We start from the raw sequence: 15,046 nt of genomic DNA, 5'->3' as shown, positions 1-15,046 counted from the left end.
CCCCATGCACACCACCTCAACCCAAACGCCACGGAGGCCCACATGATGACCGACACCCCAGAAAACGTGAGCATGGTGCCCATTGCGCGCATCGAGGTGCTTAACTCCCGCGACCGCAACATGAAGGTCTTTGAGGAGATCGTCGAGAGCATCCAGCTCATTGGCCTCAAAAAGCCCATCACCGTGGCTGAGCGGGCTGGTGACGACGGTCAGCCTAAATACCTGCTGGTTTGCGGGGAAGGGCGCCTGAACGCCTTCCGCATCCTGGGCGAAACCCACATCCCCGCCTTGGTGGTGGACGTGAGCGATGAAGACGCCTTCATCATGAGCTTGGCCGAAAACATCGCCCGCCGGGGTTACCGCCCTCTGGAGATCCTGGCCGACATTGAGCTGTTGCGTGAGCGGGGCTACACGGCGGATGTGATCATCCAAAAGACAGGCCTGTCGCCCAAATACGTGCGCGACATTGTCTTTTTGCTCGAGCAGGGCGAAGAGCGCCTGATCGAAGGTGTGCAGCGCGGCTCTATCCCGCTGACCACCGCCCTTGAAATTGCCCGCGCCAGCGCCAACGACCCGCAAAACGCCAGCGGTGAAGGTGGCGAATCCAACCTGGGCGATCTTCTGCAAGAAGCCTATGAAAACGGCCAGCTCAAAGGCCGCCAGATCATCGAGGCCAAGCGCCTGATTGAAAAGCGCCAAGAGTTGGGCCCATCGTCACCCAATGCGGCGCAGATCAAACCGCCAACGTCGAGCTACAGCCTGGTGCGCACCTACCAAAAAGAGGTGGAGCGCCAACGCAAGATGGTCCTCAAGGCCGAGCACGCCCACCAGCGCCTGCTGCTGGTGGTGCAGGGCCTCAAAAAACTCTTCGCCGACGAAAACTTCGTCACCCTGCTGCGCGCCGAGGGGCTGGACACCCTGCCCAAGTACTTGGCCGAACGCATCAACCACTTTGAAGGAGCACCCGCATGAACCCCAGCAGCAACGCCCAACCCAAAATTGCCGAGATGTACCCTGGCATTTACCAGCCCACCAGCTTGGCCGAGGGGGAAGGCGGGCCTGACCTGCCCATGCAGCCCCTCAACACCCTGCTGGGCTTTGACTTGGAGACCTACCAGGTGCCTCTTGACCATTTGCTGCCCAGCAAAAAGATCATGGACGGCACCATGAGCACCCGCAAATACAAGCAGGTGGTTTCGTCCATCCACGAAATCGGCCTCATTGAACCCCTCTCCGTCATCCAGCCCGACCCCAAAAAGTCAGAATTCCTTCTGCTGGATGGCCACTTGCGGGTGCTCGCCCTCAAAGAGCTGGGCATGGAAACCGCACCCTGCCTTATGGCCAAAGACGACGAAACTTTTTCATACAACCACCGGATCAACCGCTTGTCTACGGTGCAAGAGCACTACATGCTGCGTCGCGCCATCGACCGGGGCGTGAGCCGCGAGCGCTTGGCCCGGGCTTTTAACGTCAACCTGAGCTCCATCAACCGCCGCATCAACCTGCTCGAAGGCATTTGCCCCGAAGCCATCGACTTGCTGCAAGACAAGCAATTCACCCCAGACGTCACCCGCATCCTGCGCAACATGAAGGCCGCCCGCCAGGTGGAGGCGGTGGAGCTGATGGTGGCCAGCAACACCATTACTGTGGCCCACGCCGAAGCTTTGCTCAAAGCCACACCGCCCGAGCAACGGGCCGACCTCAAACCCGCCGAGCGCGACAAAACATCCCCCATCGAGCAGATCGTCAAGCTCGAAAAGGAAATGAGCCAAGTACAGACCCAGTACAAAGACGCCGAGCAGAACTATGGCTCCGACCTGCTCAACCTGGTGGTGGCCAAGGGCTATGCTTGGGACTGATCCTTGTTGTGGTGCTGATAGGGGTTACTCTGAACTGATTACTGAATTGAGAACTAATTTACTTCCCTATTTTTCACCTGAGGTTATGGAAAAATTAGCCTACAAGAATGCAGTGCGTATCTTCAGGTTGAAGGAGTAAAGCTTTTGATTAGAACGAATTCACTTTTTTCTATGTTTTCGCCGCAGAGGTAACTTTTTAGAAGACATTTTTAGCCGAAAATATTTCAAATGACTACACACTTTGCTGCACACCAAAGAAAAAGCATTGTAAGTTATTGATTTAAAATAACTTTTATTTCTTATCGCTTCTCATAATCCTTTGGCCCACGGTTCAAGTCCGTGACGCCCTACCATTTAAATCAAGGACTTAGCCCACTTCTAACCGGGTGGGCTTTGTTGTTTTTGGGGTTATGCCGCCAGATGGTTTGCTGCTGGCACAGGCCCGGTGACGCTCTGAATGCTTTGCGCATGCCGGATCGCATCCACTGTCGCCAGCGCCGTGGCTTCTGCTGCCATGGCTGTGAGCAGCATCAGATCGGCCTGACTGCTTTCGGTGCCTGTGGCCATGGCAAACAAGGTGTCGCCGTCCAGCGTGGTGTGTGCGGGGCGGATGCTGCGGGCCAAACCATCGTGTGCGCTCATGGCCAGGCGTTTGGCTTGCGCTTTGGTCAGCGTGGCGTTGGTGGCGACCACGCCAATGGTGGTGTTGGTGCCGGGCAGGGGGCGATGGCCGCGTTCACCCTTCAACAACGCGCGTTGGGTGTCCAGCAGGCTCAGGCCGTCGGCCGTGCGGGCCCCCGCCAGCACTTGTCCGGTGGCCGGATCGATGACATCCCCGACGGCGTTGCACGCGACCAAGGCGCCCACCACCCAAGGGCCCACGCGCACGCTGGCGTTGCCGATGCCGCCTTTCATGCAACGATCCAGGCCAAACAGTTTGCCCACACAGGCACCAGCGCCCGCACCCACGTTGCCCGCATCGGGCGTTTTGCGGCTGGCCGCTTCGCAGGCGGCATAACCGGCATCGGGCCCGGGACGGGCTTTGGGGTCTTCGCCTGGCCTGACCACGGGCAGGTCAAACAACACGGCCGCAGGCACGATGGGCACCCGGCCGTAACCGGTCTCGAATCCGATGCCATGTTCATCCAGCCAGCGCACCACGCCGCTTGCTGCATCCAGACCGAAGGCGCTGCCGCCACTGAGCAGCACGGCATGCACCTTGTCCACCAGGTTGGCGGGGTCCAGCAAATCGGTCTCGCGGGTGCCGGGGGCGGCCCCCCGCACATCCACTGCACCGACTGCGCCGTCGGGTGCCAGCACCACCGAGCAACCGGTTAGGCGTTGGCTGAGCGTGAAGTGACCGACTTGCAAACCCGGCACATCGACGATCGAGCCTTGTTCGCTGTTTACAATCATTTGCGATGCCATTGAAAACCCTCTTCATCGTTGCTCACAGACTCAAGGATAGCGTGTGCCCCTGTTTGTCCTGAGAAGGCTGCTGAGCTTTGTGCTGACCCTGTTGGCCACATCGGTCGTGGTGTTTGCTGTGCTCGAGTTGCTGCCGGGCAATGCGGCACAGGTCATTTTGGGGGAGACGGCCACGCCCGAGTCCATTGCCGCGATGGAAGATAAACTGGGCCTGAACCAGCCTGCCGCCGCCCGTTATCTGCAATGGTTGGGTGGCATGCTCAATGGGCAGTCGGGCATGAGCATTTCTTACGACACACCCACAGCCCAATTGATGGCCGAGCGCATGCAAGTGACACTGCCGCTGGCGGTCATGGCCATGGGGCTGACGGTGGCGCTGGCGCTGGCGCTGGGCATTTATGCGGCGTCGCAACAAAACAAGGCGGGCGATGTGGGCGTCATGACGCTCAGCCAGTTGGGGTTGGCCTTGCCCAACTTCTGGCTGGCCATCTTGCTGATTTTGTTGTTTGCCGTGCACCTGGAATGGGTCAGCGCGGGCGGGTTTCCGGGTTGGTCGCCAGAAGATGGTGGTGGCATCGGGGAGGGCATCAAGGCCTTGCTGCTGCCCGCCATGGCACTCGCCGCGGTGCAAACGGCCATTTTGACGCGGGTGACCCGCTCTGCCGTGCTCGACACTTTGCGTGAGGATTTTGTGCGGACCGCAAGGGCCAAAGGCTTGTCGCGCCGTCAGGTGTTGTGGCGGCATGTGTTGCGCAACGCCATGATCCCGGTGCTCACGGTGATGGGCCTGCAGTTTGGCAACCTGATCACCAGCGCCATCGTGATTGAGAACGTGTTTGTGTTGCCGGGCATCGGGCGTCTGATTTTCCAGGCCATTGCCAACCGCGATTTGATTGTGGTGCGCGATGTGGTCATGTTGCTGGCGGCCTTGGTGATCCTGATCAACTTCTTGATTGACGTCTTGTACGCCTTGATTGATCCGCGTTTGAAGGTCGGTCATGCAGGATAAAAACCACGCTTTGCGCCGCGCACTGCGGCACCCCAGTTTTGTGGCTGGCGGAGCCATGGTGCTGCTGCTGGTGCTCTGCGCTGTTCTTTCCCTGTTCTGGTCACCTTACCCCGTCGCCGACATTGACATCCCCAACAAACTGGCTTCCCCCAGCGCAGCGCACTGGATGGGCACGGACAGCTTGGGGCGCGACATCGGGTCTTTGCTGTTGGTGGGCAGTCAAAACTCTTTATTGGTGGGCTTCATTGCTGTGGGCATTGGCCTGGGCGTGGGCGTGCCTTTGGGCTTGCTGGCATCGGCACGGCGGGGTTGGGTCGAAGAAGTCATCATGCGGGCGTCGGACTTCACCTTTGCTTTTCCGGCTTTGTTGTCGGCCATCATGCTGACCGCCATTTATGGGCCGGGTTTGGTGGTCAGCATTGCGGCCATTGGCATTTTCAATATTCCGGTGTTTGCCCGCATTTCGCGGGGTGCTGCCAATGCCGTGTGGTCACGCGACTTCACGGCCGCTGCGCGGGCTGCGGGCAAAGGCCCGGTGAGCATCACAGTGGCGCATGTGCTGCCCAACATCGCCAGCGTGTTGATCGTGCAGGCGACGATTCAGTTCGCCATTGCGATCTTGGCCGAGGCGGCTTTGTCTTATCTGGGGCTGGGCACGCAACCGCCGCAGCCCAGTTGGGGGCGCATGCTCAATGAGGCGCAATCCCAAATGTTCCAGGCCCCCATGCTGGCGGTGTACCCGGGCGCTGCGATTGCACTGGCGGTGCTGGGGCTGAACCTGCTGGGTGACGGCTTGCGTGATGTGCTGGACCCGCGTCTGGCGCGGCAACGGTGAACCCGCATGGCTGACATGTCCAACCCGACCCCCTTGCTGCAAGTGTCCGATTTGCGGGTCACTTTGCCCACGGCCCGTGGTTGGGCGCAGGCCCTGCGCGGTGTGTCTTTGCGCATGGAACGCGGCCAGACGGTCGGTTTGATTGGTGAAAGCGGTTGCGGCAAATCGCTCACTGCTTTGGCCTTGATGGGCTTGTTGCCCGAACGGGCACAGGTCAGCGGATCGATTCTGTTGCACGGCCAGGAGCTGGTGGGCATGCCCGAGCCCCAGCTGTGCCAGTTGCGCGGAGCCCGGATGGCCATGATTTTTCAGGAACCGATGACCGCGCTCAACCCGCTGCATCCGATCTGGAAGCAAATTGCAGAACCTTTGCGCTTGCACCAGCACATGGGTGTTGCCGAGGCCAAAGCGCGTGCACTCGAGTTGCTGGACCGGGTGCAGTTGCCACGGGCGCGCGAGCGGCTGGACGCTTACCCGCACCAGCTGTCGGGCGGTCAGCGCCAACGCGTCATGATCTCGATCGCGTTGGCCTGCAGCCCCGATTTGTTGATTGCCGATGAGCCCACCACGGCGCTCGATGTCACGGTGCAAAAAGAGGTGCTGGCCTTGATCAAGCAGCTGGTCAACGAAGACGGCATGGGCCTGCTGCTGATCAGCCACGACCTGGGTCTGATGCAAGACCAGGTGGACCGCGTGATGGTGATGTATGGCGGTTCGGTGGTCGAAAGCGCGGCCACGCCCGAGTTGTTCGCGCACCGTGCCCACCCTTACACGCGGGGGCTGTTTGCGGCGCGGCCCCGACTGGGTTTGGCACGTGGCACACGTTTGACCACGATCTCCGGCAGCGTGCCCGAGTTGATGGATCTGCCCGCTGGCTGTGCGTTTGCCGACCGCTGCACTTTGGCCGCAGACGAATGCCGCCACACCCCGCCTCAAGTCGAAAGTGTTGGATTGCAAGGCCTCTCGGGTGAACCCCATGCGGTGAGTTGCCCGCGCTGGAGGCTGTCTTGATGACGCCATCACCGATCAAGCCAACGCTTCTGGAAGTCCGGCAATTGGGCCGGCGTTTTGTCATGCCGCGTTCTGCCATGTGGGGTCCTGCAAGCAGTTTGCAGGCCTTGTCCGACGTGAGCCTCAGCCTGAAGGCCGGTAAGAGCTTGGGCATTGTGGGGGAGTCGGGTTCTGGCAAATCGACGCTGGCCCGTCTGGTGATGGCGCTGGACCAACCCACAGAGGGACAGGTGTTGTTCAACGGCGTGGATGTGCACAAGGCCGGCACGTCGCAGCTGCGGCATTTGCGCAGTGGGTTTCAGATGGTCTTTCAGGACCCGTATGGCTCGCTGGACCCTCGGCAAAAAGTGTTGAGCATCGTCACCGAACCGATTCAGACTTTGGCCAAACCCTCGGACGGTCGGTCGGCGCTGCGCGAGCGCGCAGCGGAGGCCTTGAGCGAGGTCGGACTCAGAACGGCCGATCTGGACAAATACCCGCATGAATTTTCAGGTGGGCAACGCCAGCGCATCGCCATCGCCCGGGCCTTGATCACCCGTCCGGCCCTGATCGTGGCCGATGAACCGGTGAGCGCTTTGGACGTGTCTGTTCAGGCGCAGGTACTCAATTTGATGATGGACCTGCAAGACCGGTATGGCTTGAGTTATTTGCTGGTCAGCCACGACCTTGCCGTGGTCAACCTCATGTGCGACGATGTGCTGGTTTTGCAATCGGGCCAGGTGGTTGAGCAAGGCCCCGCAGCACACATTTTTCAGCATGCTGAGCATCCGTACACCCGGATGCTCATTTCAGCCGTACCCGGCACACGGGACGCATTTTTGGAGCAGGAGAAGACATGAAAGTTCAATTCCCCATGACCCGCCGCACTGCGGGCTTGTATTCGGTGGCTTTGCTGGCGGCCAGCCTGGCTTGGGTGCCTTTGCAGGCGCAGGCCCAATCGCGCAAGGACACTGTGACGTTGGGCATGATCCTGGAGCCCACGAGTCTTGACCCGACCATGGCCCCTGCCGCCGCCATTGGCGAAGTGGTGCACTACAACATCCTTGAAGGTCTTACCAAGATCAACGTCGATGGCAGCATCAGCCCCTTGCTGGCCGAGAGCTGGAAAATGGACGCCGATGGCAAGGCCTACACCTTCAAGCTGCGCAAGGGCGTGAAGTTTCAAGATGGCAGTGACTTCAACGCCGCCGCGGTGAAATTCAGCTTCGAGCGTGCCAAAGATGCCAAGAGCACCAACAAGGCCAAGGGTGCGGTCTTCAATAACATCAGTCACATCTCTACGCCCGATGCGCACACCGTGGTGCTGGTGCTGACCAACCCGGATGGCAACTTCCTGTTCCGCATGGGCGAGAACACCGCCGTGATCTTGCACCCCGACAGCGCCGCCAACGCGGCCACCAAGCCCGTGGGCACTGGCCCCTACAAACTCGACAGCTGGGCCAAAGGTACTGCGGTGACTTTGTCCAAGTGGGATGGTTTTCGCGATGCCAATGCCATCAAGGTGAAGAAGGTCACTTTCCGCTTCATCAACGACTCGGCAGCGCAAGTGGCCGCTTTGCTGGCGGGTGATATCGATGGCATGCCGCGCTTTCAATCGCCGCAAAGCCTCAAGCAGTTCCAGGCCGACAAGCGTTTTGTGGTTGAGCTGGGCAGCACGGCCGGCAAGGGCATCATGACCATCAACAACCGTAAAAAACCGTTTGACGATGTGCGCGTGCGCCGTGCCTTGTCGCATGCGGTCGATAAAAAAGCATTCATCGACGGTGTGTTCGAAGGACTGGCCAAACCCATTGGCAGCCACATGGCCCCCACCGACACCGGTTACGTGGAGTTGAGCGGCACTTACGCCTACGATCCTGAAAAAGCCAAAGCCCTGCTCAAGGAAGCCGGGGTGCAGACGCCGCTGAACGTGACCCTGACCTTGCCTCCGCCACCTTATGCACGCAAGGGCGGTGAGATTCTGGCGGCCCAACTGGCCAAGGTGGGCATCATTGCCAAGATTGAAAACGTCGAATGGGCCCAATGGCTGGGCGGCACCTTTAAAGGCAACTTTGACCTGACAGTCATCAACCACGTTGAGCCGTTGGACTATATGAACTATGCCAACCCGCAGTATTACTGGGGGTACGACAGCAAGGCGTTCCGCGATCTGGCGACCAAACACTCGTCCACCACGACAGTCAAAGAGCGCACGCAGTTGTTTGGCGACATGCAGCGCATGATCGCCAAGGATGCGGTCAACGTGTTTTTGTTCAATGCGTCCAACACGGCGGTCTACCGCAAAGGCCTCAAAGGTCTGTGGTCCAGCTCGCCTGTTTTTGCCAACGACATGTCGGCCGTTTCTTGGCAATAAATTGCAGAGGGGCTCAAATGGGCCCCAAAAGCTTGCTATAATTCGATGCATGATGCGGCTGTAGCTCAGCTGGATAGAGTACTTGGCTACGAACCAAGGGGTCGTGGGTTCGATTCCTGCCAGCCGCACCAAAAATTAGAAAGCCCACAACGAAAGTTGTGGGCTTTTTCTATTTCTGGCCGTCAAAACACGTCGGTCTTTGGCGGGCTTCAAGCCTTATTCCTTTGAGCATCTTCACATGAGCAAAGCATTCACCAAAGAGTCTGACGGCGACGATGATGAAGACTTGGGTTTGCCCGCATTGCCTTCCGGTGCGCGCAATTACATGACCCCTGCGGGCTATGCCCGATTGCGGGCTGAGTTGTTCACCTTGATCGATGATGAGCGGCCCAAAGTGGTCGAGATCGTGCATTGGGCCGCCAGCAACGGTGACCGCTCGGAAAACGGTGATTACATCTATGGCAAAAAACGCTTGCGTGAGATTGATCGGCGCATCCGCTTTTTAACCAAGCGTTTGGAGCTGGCCGAAGTGGTGGACCCTGCTGTGCACCATGGCAGCGATCAGGTTTTCTTTGGCGCAACCGTGACCTATGTCGAAGCCAAGGGCACCGAGCGTACCGTGACCATCCTGGGCATTGACGAAGCCGACAGCTTGCAAGGGCAGGTCAGTTGGGTGTCGCCGATCGCGCGCACGCTGCTCAAGTCACGCGAAGGCGACGAACTCAAACTGGTCACACCGGTAGGGGTGTTGGACATTGAGGTGGTGCAGGTCAGTTATCCCGCGCCCAGTTAAGGGCGTTTTATCGCCAGGCTTCAGGCAGCCGCGTTGCCTTTGTTGGTTTGGCGTTCTGCCTGGATCACGGCAGGGGTTCGCTTGAGGTGGCGCAGCACCTGCTCCAGGTGAGCGCTGTCTCTCACGGCCACCACGAATTTCAACTCCGCCGTGTCTTGTGGCGACTCCTGCCCCATGTCCACGTGAACAATGTCGGTTTCAGCGCTGGCCAGAGCCCCAGCCACTCTGGCCAAGACACCTTTGCCGTTGACCACGGTGACGTTGATGGCGGTTTCAAAATTGCGAGTCAGCTCGTCGGACCATTCCACGCCGATGAAACGTTCTTTGTCTTTGTATTCCAGTTTCCGCGCCGTGGCGCAGTCGCGGGTGTGCACGGCCAGACCTTCGCCTCGGCCCAGGTAGCCCACGATGTCGTCACCAGGCAAAGGACGGCAGCAGCGTGAATAGACCACCGAGGCATTTTCGCTGCCATCGAGGGTAATCGCACCTTGCGAGATGGATTCATGGGCGGTGAAACGCTCACGCGTCATCAGCAAAGCATCGGGTTTTTGACCCAACTCCGACAGCAAAGCAGCCAGTCGCTTGGCCACGATGGTGGCGATGCGTTTGCCCAGACCGATGTCCATGAGCAGATCTTGCCGGTTGCGGTTGCCTGTGAAGCGCAGCAATTTTTCCCACAAGGCTTGATGGGTGTCGTCATCCGCCGGAAGTTTGTCGATGCCTTCCGCTCGCAAGGACTGGGTGAGCAGTTTTTCGCCCAACTCGACCGATTCGGTCTGCGCCATGGTTTTGAGGTGGTGGCGAATTTTGGAACGCGCCCGTCCGGTGCGCACAAAACCCAGCCAAGCGGGGTTGGGGGCCGAGACGGGTGCGGTGATGACCTCGATCACGTCGCCGTTTTTGAGCTCGGTGCGCAGTGGCACTTGGTCGCCATTGATGCGGGCGGCCATGGCGTGGTCCCCCACCCGGCTGTGGATGGCGTAGGCAAAGTCCACCACTGTGGCTCCGCGCGGCAAGGCCATGATTTGGCTCTTGGGTGTGAACACATAGACCGCATCGGGGAACAAGTCGACCTTGACGTGGTCCCAAAACTCGGCCGCATCGCGTGTTTCGGTCTGAATGTCCAGCAGGGACTGCAGCCACTGCGTGCCCAAGCGCTCGGACTGGGCACTGGCCGACTCGTGTTCTTTGTAAAGCCAATGGGCGGCCACACCCGATTCGGCCACCAGATGCATGGCCTCGGTACGCATCTGGAACTCCACGTTCACGCCCGATGGGCCCACCAAGGTGGTGTGCAGGGACTGGTAGCCGTTGACCTTGGCAATCGCGATGTGGTCCTTGAACTTGCCGGGCACGGGCTTGTAAATTTGGTGCAACCAACCCAGCGCGGTGTAGCAGTCGATCACCGAAGGCACGATGACTCGGAAGCCGTAAATGTCGGTCACCTGGGCAAAGCTCAGGTGTTTCTCGTCCATCTTCTTGTAGATGGAATACAGGGTTTTTTCACGGCCACTGATGCGCACGTCCATCTTGGCCTGGGCAAAGACGCTTTCCACATCGGCCTGCACTTTTTGGATCAGGTCACGGCGTCGGTTGCGAGCCCGTGACACCGCTTTGGTCAGCACGGCATAGCGCCAGGGCAGCAGGTGCTTGAATGACAGGTCTTGCAGCTCGCGGTAAATTTGGTTCAAGCCCAGGCGGTGGGCAATCGGGGCATAAATTTCAAGCGTTTCAGAGGCGATGCGGCCCCACTTGCTGCGCGGCATGTCCGACATGGTGCGCATGTTGTGGGTGCGGTCGGCCAGCTTGATGAGGATGACGCGCACATCGCGGGCCATGGCCAGCAGCATCTTGCGAAACGACTCGGCCTGGTTTTCTTCCCGGGTGTTGAACTCCAGCTTGTCCAGCTTGGTCAGGCCATCCACCAGTTCGGCCACCGGGGAGCCAAAGCGCTCGATCAACTCGATCTTGGTGACACCACAGTCTTCCATCGAGTCGTGTAACAAAGCGGCGGCCAGGGCTTGGGCGTCCAGCTTCCATTCGGTGCACAAACCAGCCACTGCAATGGGGTGGGTGATGTAGGGCTCGCCACTTTTGCGCATTTGGCCCAAATGGGCCTCGTCGGCAAATTTGTAGGCTTTGCGCACCATCTCGGTGTCTGCATCGTTCAGGTAGCCGATTTGCGCCTCCAGCACCGCAAAACTGGCGGCTGCCGCATTGGCCGCAGCCGGTGCCACGGCCTTAGGGCGGCTGTGACCTGCTTTGGAAGAGGGTGGCGTGGCGGTGCTCATGACATCAATGTAACGCAAGCGCTTGTTGGCTTTTTCATGGGGCAAAAAAAAGCCCCATCACTGGGGCTTTGGCTGACCCGGCAGTTGCCGGGTGGGTTGCGGATCAGGCAACCCGCTTGAGCATTTCGATGCCGACTTTGCCTGCAGCAATTTCACGCAAGGCGGTCACGCCTGGCTTGTTTTTGCTTTCAATGCGGGCCGTGTGGCCTTGGCTCAGCATGCGGGCACGGTAGGTGGCTGCCAAAACCAGCTGAAAGCGGTTCGGGATCTGTTCCAGGCAATCTTCAACAGTGATGCGGGCCATGATGTTTTCCTTGAGAATTTCTGAGCGTGATTCAAGCCATTTTGAGCGCTTGGAAGGTGTCAGGCCGGGCACGGCGCTGGACGTGGTACTTGAGCCGCTGGGCGTGAACAACCGCTTTGAGGTCAAACAGGGCACGATCAAATACTTCGTTGATTATAACGAAGTCGAATTCTTGGGCCTGGGCCATCTCGACGGCGGCGTTTTGCAGGCGCAGCTCGATGATTTCGGGGGAGTCTTCCCCTCGACGCTCCAGACGCGAGCGCAATTCTTCCCAGCTGGGGGGCAAGATGAAGATCAGTACCGCGTTGGCGTACATCTTTTTGATCTGCAAGGCCCCTTGGTAATCGATTTCCAAAACCACATCGGCCCCTTGGGCCATGCGGTCTTCGATCATTTTCTTGGAGGTGCCGTAGCGCTGGCCGTGTACATGGGCCCACTCGACAAACGCATCACCCAGCACCATGGCGTCAAATTCCTGAACGGACGCGAAAAAGTACTCCCGGCCATGCTTTTCCTGTCCACGCGGGGGGCGGGTGGTGTGCGAGACCGTGGGCTGAACGCGTGAGTCCAGTTCCATCAAGGCCTTGACCAAGCTGGATTTACCGGCCCCGCTGGGGGCGGCCACGACAAAGAGGTTTCCTGGGTAATCCATGCTGAGGTTCTTTATTCGATGTTCTGAACTTGTTCGCGCATTTGTTCGATCAGCACCTTCATGTCCACCGAGATGCGGGTCATCTCCAGCACGGCCGATTTGGAGCCCAGCGTGTTGGCTTCGCGGTGCAGCTCCTGAATCAAAAAGTCCAAGCGCTTGCCAATGTCGCCGCCTTGGGTCAGCAGGCGGGAGAGTTCGTCCAAGTGTGAGCGCAGGCGGGTCAGTTCTTCGGCCACGTCGATGCGGATGGCAAAGGCTGTGGCTTCGGTCAGGGCGCGGTCTTGCGCGGCTTCGGGCAGGTGGCTGCCGTCGGCCAGGGCCATGGCGTCTTTCCAGCGCTCCAGAAAGCGCTGGCGCTGCTGTTCGACGAGTTGTGGCACCAGTGGCACGGCCAGATCGGCCAAGCTGCGCAATTGGGTGATGTGGCCTTGCAGCATCTCGGTCAGGCGGGCACCTTCGCGGGCGCGGGCTTCGCGCAGTGCATCTACCGCTTGCGCAGCCAGCTGCATCCAGGCGGCTTCGTCGGGCGCTGCTTGGCTTGAGCTGCCGGCCGTCATGCGCAGCACGTCGGCCACGCTCAAGGCGCGGGCGCCGGGCAACCAGTCTTGAATCTTCTCTTGCAGGCTTGCAATTTTTTGCAGAGCCTGGTGGTTAGGGGCCTGCAGGGCGGCACCGTCACCGGCATCCTGGCTGGCGCGAACTTCGACTTTGCCTCGTTTGATCTGGCGGGTGATCAGTTCGCGCAGGCCCGGTTCGAGCTGGCGCAGCTCTTCGGGCAGGCGAAACGACAGGTCCAGAAAGCGGCTGTTGACCGAGCGGATTTCCAGGCCCAATCTTGCTGTGGGGCCTGTGCTGGCAGGGGCCTCGCCGTCGGTGGGCAGCGGGCTGTGCTGCACGCTGGCGTACCCGGTCATACTGTAAACTGGCATCGGTCAAATTCCTTGGGACAGCACGGCCCTTCTTCGGTTGCAAGAAAGAGGCTTGAGCGCTGCAAATGGGCCGCACAAGGTGCGAACACCAAACCGTGGATTATCGCAAACTCTCCGGCCTGCCCTCATTCCCGGCACGCTTTCAACGTACTTTTACACACACCATGAACACCACGACTGCCTCTTATGTCCGATCCGGGCGTGCCGCCGATGCTTTGCGCCCTGTGCGCATCACCCGGGGCTACACCGTCCACGCCGAAGGCTCGGTGCTGATCGAGTTTGGCCAGACCCGTGTGCTGTGCACCGCTTCGGTCGAAGAAAAAGTGCCAGGCCACAAAAAAGGCAGTGGCGAAGGCTGGGTGACCGCCGAATACGGCATGCTGCCCCGTGCCACCCACACCCGTGGCGACCGTGAAGCCGCACGCGGCAAGCAAAGCGGCCGCACGCAAGAGATCCAGCGCCTGATTGGCCGTTCACTGCGCGCGGTGTTTGACCTGAAAAAACTGGGCGAACGCACCATTCACCTCGATTGCGATGTGCTGCAGGCCGATGGCGGCACCCGAACTGCCAGCATCACAGGCGCTTTTGTCGCGGCCCAAGACGCTGTGAACTGGCTGATGGCCACCGGCAAATTGACCGAATCACCCATCCTGGACCGCGTGGCCGCTATTTCGGTGGGGCTGAAAAACGGCACCGCCCTGCTGGACCTGGATTACCCCGAAGATTCGGCCTGCGATACCGACATGAACGTGGTCATGACCGGCGCGGGCAACTTTGTGGAAGTGCAGGGCACGGCCGAGGGTGTGGCTTTCACCCGTGTTGAGATGGACCGCATGCTGGCCCTGGCCGAAAAAGGCATTGCGCAGCTGGTGCAGCTGCAAAAGCAGGCGCACGACGAGCCCAAGACCCTGACTTTCAGCGCCTGATGTTTGGGCGATTGCGCACATGAAAATCGTTCTCGCCTCCAACAACGCAGGCAAACTGGCCGAGCTGCAAACCCTGTTTGCACCGCTGGGCATGACGCTGGTGCGTCAGTCCGAGCTGAACATTCCCGAGGCCGAAGAGCCCTTCAAGACCTTTGTGGAAAACGCCTTGGCCAAAGCCCGGCACGCGGCGCAGCTGAGCGGTTTGCCTGCCCTGGCCGATGACGCGGGTTTGTGTGTGGACGCTTTTGGTGGTCAGCCCGGCGTGGACACGGCTTATTACGCCACCCGCTTTGGCTATCCCAAAAGCGATGACAACAACGTGACCGCACTGCTGGAACAAATGCAAGGCATCGCCAACCGCCGCGCCGCCATGGTCAGCACACTGGTGGCCGTGCGCAGTGCCGACGACCCGGAGCCCCTGATCGCGGTCGGCCGTGTGGTGGTCCAGATCACGCCCGAGCGCCGGGGCACGAACGGTTTTGGCTTTGACCCGGTGATGTACTTGCCCGAATTTGGCAAGACCTTTGCCGAGCTGCCGCCTGAAGTTAAAAACGCCAACAGCCACCGGGGCCGCGCCGCACAGGCCATGCTGGCGCTGATGCGCGAGCGCTGGATGGACACTGCATCGGCAAGACCCGCCGGATGAACCACCCATG

At 59.8% G+C, this 15,046-nt stretch carries 15 protein-coding genes and 1 tRNA gene; 11 read left to right on the top strand and 5 right to left on the bottom strand.

Annotated elements, in window-relative coordinates:
* Positions 1 to 45: 45 nt before the first annotated feature.
* Together B9Z37_RS04115 and B9Z37_RS04110 are read left to right on the top strand one after the other, a co-directional pair.
* A complete protein-coding gene (locus tag B9Z37_RS04115) occupies positions 46 to 972 on the top strand; it encodes a ParB/RepB/Spo0J family partition protein (protein ID WP_108311901.1) in 927 nt (308 codons plus the stop codon).
* The gene (locus B9Z37_RS04110) at positions 969 to 1,859 is read left to right on the top strand and encodes a plasmid partitioning protein RepB C-terminal domain-containing protein (protein WP_108311722.1); all 891 of its coding nucleotides are present in this window, start codon (positions 969 to 971) and stop codon (positions 1,857 to 1,859) included. The genes B9Z37_RS04115 and B9Z37_RS04110 overlap by 4 nt, the downstream gene beginning before the upstream one ends.
* 408 nt (positions 1,860 to 2,267) lie before the next feature.
* Here B9Z37_RS04110 and B9Z37_RS04105 read toward each other — a convergent pair whose 3' ends face one another.
* Positions 2,268 to 3,275 (bottom strand): P1 family peptidase, encoded by a 1,008-nt coding sequence (locus tag B9Z37_RS04105; RefSeq protein ID WP_167394315.1) that lies wholly within the window; start codon positions 3,273 to 3,275, stop codon positions 2,268 to 2,270.
* 55 nt (positions 3,276 to 3,330) lie between these two features.
* Here B9Z37_RS04105 and B9Z37_RS04100 point away from each other — a divergent pair, with 55 nt between their 5' ends.
* The 7 genes from B9Z37_RS04100 (at position 3,331) to greB (ending at position 9,288) form a co-directional block, all read left to right on the top strand.
* Positions 3,331 to 4,296 carry an ABC transporter permease gene (locus B9Z37_RS04100; protein ID WP_108311720.1) on the top strand — a complete coding sequence of 322 codons (966 nt, stop codon included), beginning with the start codon at positions 3,331 to 3,333 and terminating at the stop codon, positions 4,294 to 4,296.
* Positions 4,286 to 5,131, top strand: coding sequence for an ABC transporter permease (locus B9Z37_RS04095; RefSeq protein ID WP_108311719.1), 846 nt, complete (start codon positions 4,286 to 4,288; stop codon positions 5,129 to 5,131). Before B9Z37_RS04100 ends, B9Z37_RS04095 begins: the two co-directional genes overlap by 11 nt.
* A 6-nt stretch (positions 5,132 to 5,137) precedes the next feature.
* Entirely contained in the window at positions 5,138 to 6,142 is a 1,005-nt protein-coding gene (locus B9Z37_RS04090; RefSeq protein WP_108311718.1) for an ABC transporter ATP-binding protein, read from the top strand.
* Complete coding sequence (locus B9Z37_RS04085; protein WP_108311900.1) at positions 6,142 to 6,981, top strand: ATP-binding cassette domain-containing protein; 840 nt, start codon at positions 6,142 to 6,144, stop codon at positions 6,979 to 6,981. Before B9Z37_RS04090 ends, B9Z37_RS04085 begins: the two co-directional genes overlap by 1 nt.
* Complete coding sequence (locus B9Z37_RS04080) at positions 6,978 to 8,495, top strand: ABC transporter substrate-binding protein (protein WP_240606609.1); 1,518 nt, start codon at positions 6,978 to 6,980, stop codon at positions 8,493 to 8,495. Before B9Z37_RS04085 ends, B9Z37_RS04080 begins: the two co-directional genes overlap by 4 nt.
* A 54-nt stretch (positions 8,496 to 8,549) precedes the next feature.
* Positions 8,550 to 8,626, top strand: a tRNA-Arg gene (locus B9Z37_RS04075).
* A gap of 107 nt (positions 8,627 to 8,733) precedes the next feature.
* Positions 8,734 to 9,288, top strand: coding sequence for a transcription elongation factor GreB (gene greB, locus B9Z37_RS04070; protein ID WP_108311717.1), 555 nt, complete (start codon positions 8,734 to 8,736; stop codon positions 9,286 to 9,288).
* Between the two features lie 20 nt (positions 9,289 to 9,308).
* On the opposite strand, the gene B9Z37_RS04065 is transcribed toward greB, so the two are convergent.
* The 4 genes from B9Z37_RS04065 to B9Z37_RS04050 form a co-directional block, all read right to left on the bottom strand.
* A complete protein-coding gene (locus tag B9Z37_RS04065; RefSeq protein WP_108311898.1) occupies positions 9,309 to 11,579 on the bottom strand; it encodes a RelA/SpoT family protein in 2,271 nt (756 codons plus the stop codon).
* A 103-nt stretch (positions 11,580 to 11,682) separates the two neighbouring features.
* Positions 11,683 to 11,883, bottom strand: coding sequence for a DNA-directed RNA polymerase subunit omega (gene rpoZ, locus B9Z37_RS04060; protein WP_108311716.1), 201 nt, complete (start codon positions 11,881 to 11,883; stop codon positions 11,683 to 11,685).
* A 31-nt stretch (positions 11,884 to 11,914) separates the two neighbouring features.
* Positions 11,915 to 12,535 (bottom strand): guanylate kinase, encoded by a 621-nt coding sequence (gmk, locus tag B9Z37_RS04055; protein ID WP_108311715.1) that lies wholly within the window; start codon positions 12,533 to 12,535, stop codon positions 11,915 to 11,917.
* Positions 12,536 to 12,546: 11 nt separating this feature from the next.
* On the bottom strand, positions 12,547 to 13,449 hold the full coding sequence (locus B9Z37_RS04050) for a YicC/YloC family endoribonuclease (RefSeq protein WP_108311714.1): 903 nt from the start codon (positions 13,447 to 13,449) through the stop codon (positions 12,547 to 12,549).
* A gap of 179 nt (positions 13,450 to 13,628) precedes the next feature.
* Here B9Z37_RS04050 and rph point away from each other — a divergent pair, with 179 nt between their 5' ends.
* Both rph and rdgB read left to right on the top strand, forming a co-directional pair.
* The gene (gene rph / locus B9Z37_RS04045) at positions 13,629 to 14,390 is read left to right on the top strand and encodes a ribonuclease PH (protein WP_108311713.1); all 762 of its coding nucleotides are present in this window, start codon (positions 13,629 to 13,631) and stop codon (positions 14,388 to 14,390) included.
* A gap of 19 nt (positions 14,391 to 14,409) precedes the next feature.
* Positions 14,410 to 15,036 (top strand): RdgB/HAM1 family non-canonical purine NTP pyrophosphatase, encoded by a 627-nt coding sequence (gene rdgB, locus B9Z37_RS04040; protein ID WP_108311712.1) that lies wholly within the window; start codon positions 14,410 to 14,412, stop codon positions 15,034 to 15,036.
* Positions 15,037 to 15,046 lie beyond the last annotated feature (10 nt).

Origin of the sequence: Limnohabitans parvus II-B4, from assembly GCF_003063455.1 — a bacterium.
In the GTDB taxonomy this organism is placed as follows: domain Bacteria; phylum Pseudomonadota; class Gammaproteobacteria; order Burkholderiales; family Burkholderiaceae_C; genus Limnohabitans_A; species Limnohabitans_A parvus.
Note: the sequence above shows the minus strand (reverse complement) of the source record. Positions and strands in the feature narration are given on the sequence as shown.

Excerpts from the sequence above, each read along its gene's own strand:
- B9Z37_RS04085 (WP_108311900.1), top strand. The coding sequence starts at position 6,142 with ATGACGCCATCACCGATCAAGCCAACGCTTCTGGAAGTCCGGCAATTG.
- B9Z37_RS04095 (WP_108311719.1), top strand. The coding sequence starts at position 4,286 with ATGCAGGATAAAAACCACGCTTTGCGCCGCGCACTGCGGCACCCCAGT.
- rdgB (WP_108311712.1), top strand. The coding sequence starts at position 14,410 with ATGAAAATCGTTCTCGCCTCCAACAACGCAGGCAAACTGGCCGAGCTG.
- gmk (WP_108311715.1), bottom strand. The coding sequence starts at position 12,535 with ATGGATTACCCAGGAAACCTCTTTGTCGTGGCCGCCCCCAGCGGGGCC.
- B9Z37_RS04080 (WP_240606609.1), top strand. The coding sequence starts at position 6,978 with ATGAAAGTTCAATTCCCCATGACCCGCCGCACTGCGGGCTTGTATTCG.
- B9Z37_RS04050 (WP_108311714.1), bottom strand. The coding sequence starts at position 13,449 with ATGACCGGGTACGCCAGCGTGCAGCACAGCCCGCTGCCCACCGACGGC.
- B9Z37_RS04110 (WP_108311722.1), top strand. The coding sequence starts at position 969 with ATGAACCCCAGCAGCAACGCCCAACCCAAAATTGCCGAGATGTACCCT.
- greB (WP_108311717.1), top strand. The coding sequence starts at position 8,734 with ATGAGCAAAGCATTCACCAAAGAGTCTGACGGCGACGATGATGAAGAC.
- B9Z37_RS04105 (WP_167394315.1), bottom strand. The coding sequence starts at position 3,275 with ATGATTGTAAACAGCGAACAAGGCTCGATCGTCGATGTGCCGGGTTTG.
- B9Z37_RS04115 (WP_108311901.1), top strand. The coding sequence starts at position 46 with ATGACCGACACCCCAGAAAACGTGAGCATGGTGCCCATTGCGCGCATC.
- rpoZ (WP_108311716.1), bottom strand. The coding sequence starts at position 11,883 with ATGGCCCGCATCACTGTTGAAGATTGCCTGGAACAGATCCCGAACCGC.
- B9Z37_RS04065 (WP_108311898.1), bottom strand. The coding sequence starts at position 11,579 with ATGAGCACCGCCACGCCACCCTCTTCCAAAGCAGGTCACAGCCGCCCT.
- rph (WP_108311713.1), top strand. The coding sequence starts at position 13,629 with ATGAACACCACGACTGCCTCTTATGTCCGATCCGGGCGTGCCGCCGAT.
- B9Z37_RS04090 (WP_108311718.1), top strand. The coding sequence starts at position 5,138 with ATGGCTGACATGTCCAACCCGACCCCCTTGCTGCAAGTGTCCGATTTG.